Source organism: Marinobacter sp., from assembly GCF_041686475.1.
GTDB lineage: Bacteria > Pseudomonadota > Gammaproteobacteria > Pseudomonadales > Oleiphilaceae > Marinobacter.
Map to the genome: position 1 here is coordinate 1 of NZ_JAWLDU010000106.1, position 5302 is coordinate 5302.

Below are 5302 nucleotides of genomic sequence, written 5' to 3' on the forward strand. Positions count from 1 at the left end.
TCTGGAACGGGCCGGCCTCGACGGCTGGATGGTGCGGCTGTTCGACAGCATCGACGAAAAAAACCTGTTGTGGCTGACCGCCCTTGCCGAGGAATGCGAGTCTGTCTTCGGAAGCACTCTGGTGGACCTGGTGCCCTCCTACACAACGCTGCTGGTGGTTTTTGATCCGTTTCAGACAACACCCTGCGAGGCCCGGCAAAAACTGCTCGACATACTTGCCACCCTGAGGCCTGCCGAAGCCGGCACCGGTGGTGAACTCCACGAACTACCTACCTGGTACGACCTGCAGGTTGGCCCTGACCTCCAGCGTGTTGCCGACCTGTCAGAGCTTTCGGTCGAGGCAGTCATTGAAGCTCATTGCGCCCGGGAATATCGCGTTTTTGCTCTTGGTTTCGCACCCGGGTTTGCCTTTATGGGATTGCTGGACCCTGCACTGACCTGCCCGCGCCTGGATACCCCACGCCAGAAAGTACCCGCCGGCAGCGTCGCCATCGCCGGCCAGCAAACCGCGGCTTATCCGGTGGTCACCCCCGGTGGCTGGAACCTGATCGGGCGAACTCCTGCGCGGTTATTCGATCGCAACCGAGAGGGATTCAGCCTTTTGAGGGTAGGCGACCGAGTACGTTTCGTGGCAGCCACCAGGGAAAAGTTCGAGGCAGAGGGTGGCGATACCAAACCCGCTGACCAGACCTTGGAAAAAGGGGCGGCAAAATGAGTGAGAATGACCTGACCGGATTTCGCGTGTCCCGGGCCGGCCCACTTGCCCTGTTGCAGGATGCCGGGCGATTCGGAGTCAGACATCTGGGCGTGACCCAGGGCGGGCCGGCCGACCTCCACGCATGGGCCTGGGCCAACCATCTGACCGATAACGCCTGGGGGGCGGCAGCGCTGGAAATCACCTTCGGCGGGCTGGAACTGGTGGCAGAGAGAGATCTGATTATTGCATTGACCGGCGCCGACCTTGGCCTTCGGCACAACCAGAAGCCGGTGGGCATGTGGAGAACGCTGGCCATCAGCGCCGGTGATACGCTGACCTTCGGCACCCCGGTAAACGGCCTGCGGGCGTATCTTTCTGTGGCGGGAGGTTTCTGCGGCGACGCCGTGCTGGGGAGTGCTGCCTGCGTGGTGCGTGAGCAACTCGGTGGATTCGACGGCCAGGGAAAAATCCTGCGTGACGGTGACACCCTGACCGTGAACCGTGCCGAAAGGCCCCGGACCGATCGTGTCGCACCGGAGTCCGAACAACCGGATTACCGCCAGACAACCACACTGGATCTGCTGCCGGGCGCCCAGATAGCGGCATTCACCGGTAGGAGCCTGTTCGATGCCTTCAACGCGGGATGGCAGGTAGACCAGCGCGCGGACCGAATGGGCGTTCGCCTTATCGGCCCCGCACTCCAGTGCTCGATCAGCTCACTGGTCTCGGAAGGGATTTCACTGGGCGCCGTCCAGGTGCCTCCTGACGGCCAGCCGATCGCGCTGCTGAATGACCGGCAGACCATCGGTGGCTACCCGCGGCTGGGCAACCTGACGCCGCTGGCCGCCAGTCGGCTTGCTCAATGCCTGCCGGGGCAGACTCTGCGGCTCAGAGCCGCCGGCATCGACGGCGCAGTTCGACAGCACCGGCAATTCCTGGTTTCTTTCTGCTGAGGCAGCCTGGCCGGTTTGGTTCGTGCCGTTGCCGGTCCCCCTTTGATGAAGAGATCGGTTGCCTTATTGACGAACAACGACTCTTCGGCAATGGCCTCACTTTCGGGCTGCGAATTCCTAGCCCGTCAGCCCCAGATGCTCCGCATCCTTAAGGATAGAGGCATCCAGGAGTTCAAGGTATTCAGCCTTTACCTTACGCTTGGTCTGCTCGTGGGCCTTCATGTTCAGTTTGCGGAACTGCTGCGCCAGCTCCTTTGCCCGCGACATCAGTTGCTCGGGTGCAACCACTTCATCCAGAAATCCTGCCTGCACGGCACCTACCGGGTTGAAAATCTCTGCGTTGACCACGGAACGGTAAAAATGCGCCGGGGACAGACGATGCCGCGCAATCTCGATGCCGGCATGGTGCATGGTCATGCCGATGGCGACTTCATTGAGGCCCAGTTTGAAATCACCCTCAATGCCGATGCGATGATCCACCGACAGCAGGACGAATGCCCCCTTGGCAATCGCATGGCCGCTGCATGCTCCGATGACAGGCAGCGGGAATGCCGCCAACCGGCGCGTAAAGGTCGACCCCACGGTCACCAGCGCAGAGGCTTCCTTCGGGCCCTTCTGCATTTCTTTCAGGTCGTAGCCACCGGAGAAAATGCCAGGCTGTCCGGTCAGAATGACCACGGCGCTGTCTTCTTCGGCGCGGTCAAGGGCGAGGTTCAGCGCCTCGAACACTTCGTGGCTCAGCGCATTGGCCTTACCGTTACTTATGGTGATAGTGGCTACGCCATCTTCCAATTGGTAATTCACAAGGTCCGTCACCGGAGTATCCTCTTGCTGGGGTTGAATTTTGGTGTGGTGAACTTTGCCAGCATCTGCAAGATGTGGCTACTCTCCTGAACAAACAATTGTTTGCCTGGTGTCAGAAGCTCGACAACTCGTCCTGCAGGTCGCGCTTCAGCTCCTCCGGCTCCGTTATCCAAAGGGTGTCATCGTGCCCGGGGAACACGCCTACTTCGAGGCCGTCGCGGGTCAGACCAGGCACCCATTTTTTGAAGAAATCCGGCAGCGAGATACTTTTCGGCGAGAGATCATCAGAGCCCTTCGCATACTGCATCGCAAACGCCGAACCGGGCCACACCGGCAGGTGTGCGAAAGCACCGTCTTCCGATTCGATCTTCAGAAAGCGGTTGTCCGCATTCACCAGAATCCAGATCTCGCGCTCTTCACCGACCAGGCTGAGGAAGTAGTCATATCGCTCCTCTCCGTTCAGTTCGAGGATCTGATTCAGCTCGTCATTGGTCATCGCAGTCATTAACAGTTGCACTCCAGTAAGATGCCTTGCCCGTTCACCTGCTACACTGCAGGGTCCAAGGCTCAATAGGTCTTGAAATAGGGTTCCACAAGCACACTATAAGGAAATTGGAATGGGAAGCACGAAAGTCATTGGCCTCGTTCTGCTCGTGGTAGGCATTGCCCTGCTTTTCTTCGGGTATCAATCCACACAATCTGTGGGGGATCAGATCACTGAAACGTTCACCGGCCGCTTTACGGATGAAACCATGTGGTACCTGATTGGCGGCGCTGCAGCCGTTGTTGCGGGCGGATTCCTGGCGTTCGTCAGAAAATAACCATGACAGGAGACCAGTAATATGACGCTACATCTTGAACTCGCTCCCCTGATCAGTCTGGGCGCCGGTATTGGCATACTGGTATTTCCAAAGCTGCTTAACTACATCGTGGCAGGTTACCTGATCGTTCTGGGTGTTCTGGGCTTGCTGGGGCATTCTTTCTGAAAAACCGGCATTCGTGACCCGAGAGCCCGGATAGAGCCAGCGAATCCAGGCTGCCTTCGAAGGTGGTCAAAAGCTGGTTCTTCCCCGCAGCAGTACCTGCAACCTGTCAATACTGTTATCTCCGTCCAGCGGGAACGCAAAGTCCAGGTGCAGCATTCTCTGGACTTCAATCCGGCTTGAGGCCAGCCTCAGGCCGAATCCCACATCTTTCAGGAAACCACCATCCGGGCCGTTATTGCGCCCGTCGTCAAACCAGGCTCGCCCCACGTCCGTGAAAACAACACCGCCCAGACGGAACAGCTTGAACGGGTGCCAGTCCGGAAAATAGCGGCGCTCCAGAGTCCAGAGCGCTCGCCGGTTACCCTGCTGATAATCGCTCGGATAACCACGGAGCCCGTTTTCACCGCCTATCAGGAGCTGCTGATCCGCGGTCTGATTGTGGGCCGCGGTAACAGACAGGTTGGTGTACCAGCTATTCCAACGGACCGAACCACCGTGGAAATACTCGATACTGAAAGTTCCCTCGAGATTTTCAACGCGGTTCTCATCCAGGCGATAGGTCCCGCTCTGACCAAGCCCGTAGCGAGCGTAGTTGTTTTCAGTAGCAATAAGCGCATCCTGGAAATCCATATTCAGGACAACACGGTCCTCAGTGGCGCCCAGCCCGGAAGCTGAATAACCCAGCTCTGTGCGCCACACAAATCCATCCCGCACATCCTCAACCCGCTGCAGGCGAGTCAGGTTTGTCATCTCGCGGAAGCGGTTCTCACGATAGTCAAAACCAATCCATGGGTAGCTCAGGGTCCGGTCTTCCGGCAGCAAATCCAGGTCCGGCTCGTCTGGCAGGCGCTCAAATTCCAACGCATCATAACGGTAGCCTGCAAGCAGTCGCCACTGGCGATAATCCCGCTCTGCAAGCCGCCATCCCACATCAACGCTGATCGATTCCTGGCTGAGACGGTAGTCTGCAATGGCGTCGGCACCCACGAAACGGGATTGTTCACGCACATCGTCCAGACCGCTTAGCCCAAAGCGCCAATCTGTGCGTTCGCTGTAGAAAGGGCGCTCCAGATAGGCACTGCGGCCGCGGCCATCACTGCGTTTATCGTAGGAAAACCCGGTCTGCCAATGGGAGCCGAGAACATTGGGGTCATCAAAATCCAGACTTGTCTCGGTGCGGTCGGGGTCTCTTGTATAGGAAATCCCCACGCTCTTGCCAGATCCGAGAAAGTTCGGGTCTGAAAGACCGGTATTGGTGGTGTTCTCGCCCCCGGAGCGCGACGCGCCTACTGTCGGCAGCAAAGTCCAGGTATCCCGGGCCAGAACACCTATCTCAACCTCATCCCCGCAGACATGGGTCACACCAACCCAGGCCGCAGTCAGATACTCCCGCTGGCGGAGGACCCGTTCGGATTCCGCAATGGCCTCCGGCTCGTATGGATCCCCTTCGTTAAACACCAACTGGGCACGCAGGGCAGAATCCCACGTGGGTGTATTCAGAGTATTCAGGGTGCGGTAGAGAAGGTTGTCCTGCTCGGGATCGCTGACATCAAAAATGGGCCGGCTAACGATGCGCACCTGGCCGATGCGCGCGCCCTGAGGTATGACCAGATCGCTCTGGCGAGCCAGTTGGTCCCTTGGCTGGTCAAGATCAATGGACTCCGGCTGCACCTCGCTGGGAATACAGCGGTCCGGGTCTGGCTCGGCGCCAAGTGCCGGGCTGGAAAGCGCTATTCCCGAAAGGAGAAAGGCGTACCCTGGTCCTTTTACTGCTCGGGTCATTATCGCTCCCGGGTTATCGAATGCCACGCAAGCCCACACCTACTGGGCCAGAAATCCATCAGAACCTGAATGTCACCGCG

The 5302-nt window shown here is 58.6% G+C and carries 7 protein-coding genes; 4 read left to right on the forward strand and 3 right to left on the reverse strand.

Annotated elements, in window-relative coordinates; all coding sequences use genetic code 11:
• Nucleotide 1 precedes the first annotated feature (1 nt).
• Both pxpB and ACESMB_RS14580 read left to right on the forward strand, forming a co-directional pair.
• Complete coding sequence (gene pxpB, locus ACESMB_RS14575; RefSeq protein WP_372971938.1) at nucleotides 2-715, forward strand: 5-oxoprolinase subunit PxpB; 714 nt, start codon at nucleotides 2-4, stop codon at nucleotides 713-715.
• Nucleotides 712-1650 carry a biotin-dependent carboxyltransferase family protein gene (locus ACESMB_RS14580; protein WP_372927057.1) on the forward strand — a complete coding sequence of 313 codons (939 nt, stop codon included), beginning with the start codon at nucleotides 712-714 and terminating at the stop codon, nucleotides 1648-1650. The genes pxpB and ACESMB_RS14580 overlap by 4 nt, the downstream gene beginning before the upstream one ends.
• A gap of 117 nt (nucleotides 1651-1767) precedes the next feature.
• On the opposite strand, the gene ACESMB_RS14585 is transcribed toward ACESMB_RS14580, so the two are convergent.
• Nucleotides 1768-2466 carry a crotonase/enoyl-CoA hydratase family protein gene (locus tag ACESMB_RS14585; protein WP_372927056.1) on the reverse strand — a complete coding sequence of 233 codons (699 nt, stop codon included), beginning with the start codon at nucleotides 2464-2466 and terminating at the stop codon, nucleotides 1768-1770.
• A gap of 100 nt (nucleotides 2467-2566) precedes the next feature.
• Nucleotides 2567-2950, reverse strand: coding sequence for a DUF2750 domain-containing protein (locus ACESMB_RS14590; RefSeq protein ID WP_372927065.1), 384 nt, complete (start codon nucleotides 2948-2950; stop codon nucleotides 2567-2569).
• A 121-nt stretch (nucleotides 2951-3071) separates the two neighbouring features.
• Between ACESMB_RS14590 and ACESMB_RS14595 the strand changes: the two genes are divergently transcribed.
• Entirely contained in the window at nucleotides 3072-3275 is a 204-nt protein-coding gene (locus ACESMB_RS14595) for a DUF3185 family protein (RefSeq protein ID WP_372927055.1), read from the forward strand.
• A gap of 21 nt (nucleotides 3276-3296) precedes the next feature.
• Entirely contained in the window at nucleotides 3297-3440 is a 144-nt protein-coding gene (locus tag ACESMB_RS14600; protein ID WP_099617637.1) for a DUF3096 domain-containing protein, read from the forward strand.
• A gap of 66 nt (nucleotides 3441-3506) precedes the next feature.
• Here ACESMB_RS14600 and ACESMB_RS14605 read toward each other — a convergent pair whose 3' ends face one another.
• The gene (locus ACESMB_RS14605) at nucleotides 3507-5222 is read right to left on the reverse strand and encodes a BamA/TamA family outer membrane protein (protein WP_372971939.1); all 1716 of its coding nucleotides are present in this window, start codon (nucleotides 5220-5222) and stop codon (nucleotides 3507-3509) included.
• Between the last annotated feature and the right edge of the window lie 80 nt (nucleotides 5223-5302).

Bases quoted from the DNA above. Each gene is read 5' to 3' on its own strand.
- ACESMB_RS14605 (WP_372971939.1), bottom strand. From the start codon at position 5,222: ATGACCCGAGCAGTAAAAGGACCAGGGTACGCCTTTCTCCTTTCGGGA.
- ACESMB_RS14595 (WP_372927055.1), top strand. From the start codon at position 3,072: ATGGGAAGCACGAAAGTCATTGGCCTCGTTCTGCTCGTGGTAGGCATT.
- ACESMB_RS14600 (WP_099617637.1), top strand. From the start codon at position 3,297: ATGACGCTACATCTTGAACTCGCTCCCCTGATCAGTCTGGGCGCCGGT.
- ACESMB_RS14590 (WP_372927065.1), bottom strand. From the start codon at position 2,950: ATGACCAATGACGAGCTGAATCAGATCCTCGAACTGAACGGAGAGGAG.
- ACESMB_RS14580 (WP_372927057.1), top strand. From the start codon at position 712: ATGAGTGAGAATGACCTGACCGGATTTCGCGTGTCCCGGGCCGGCCCA.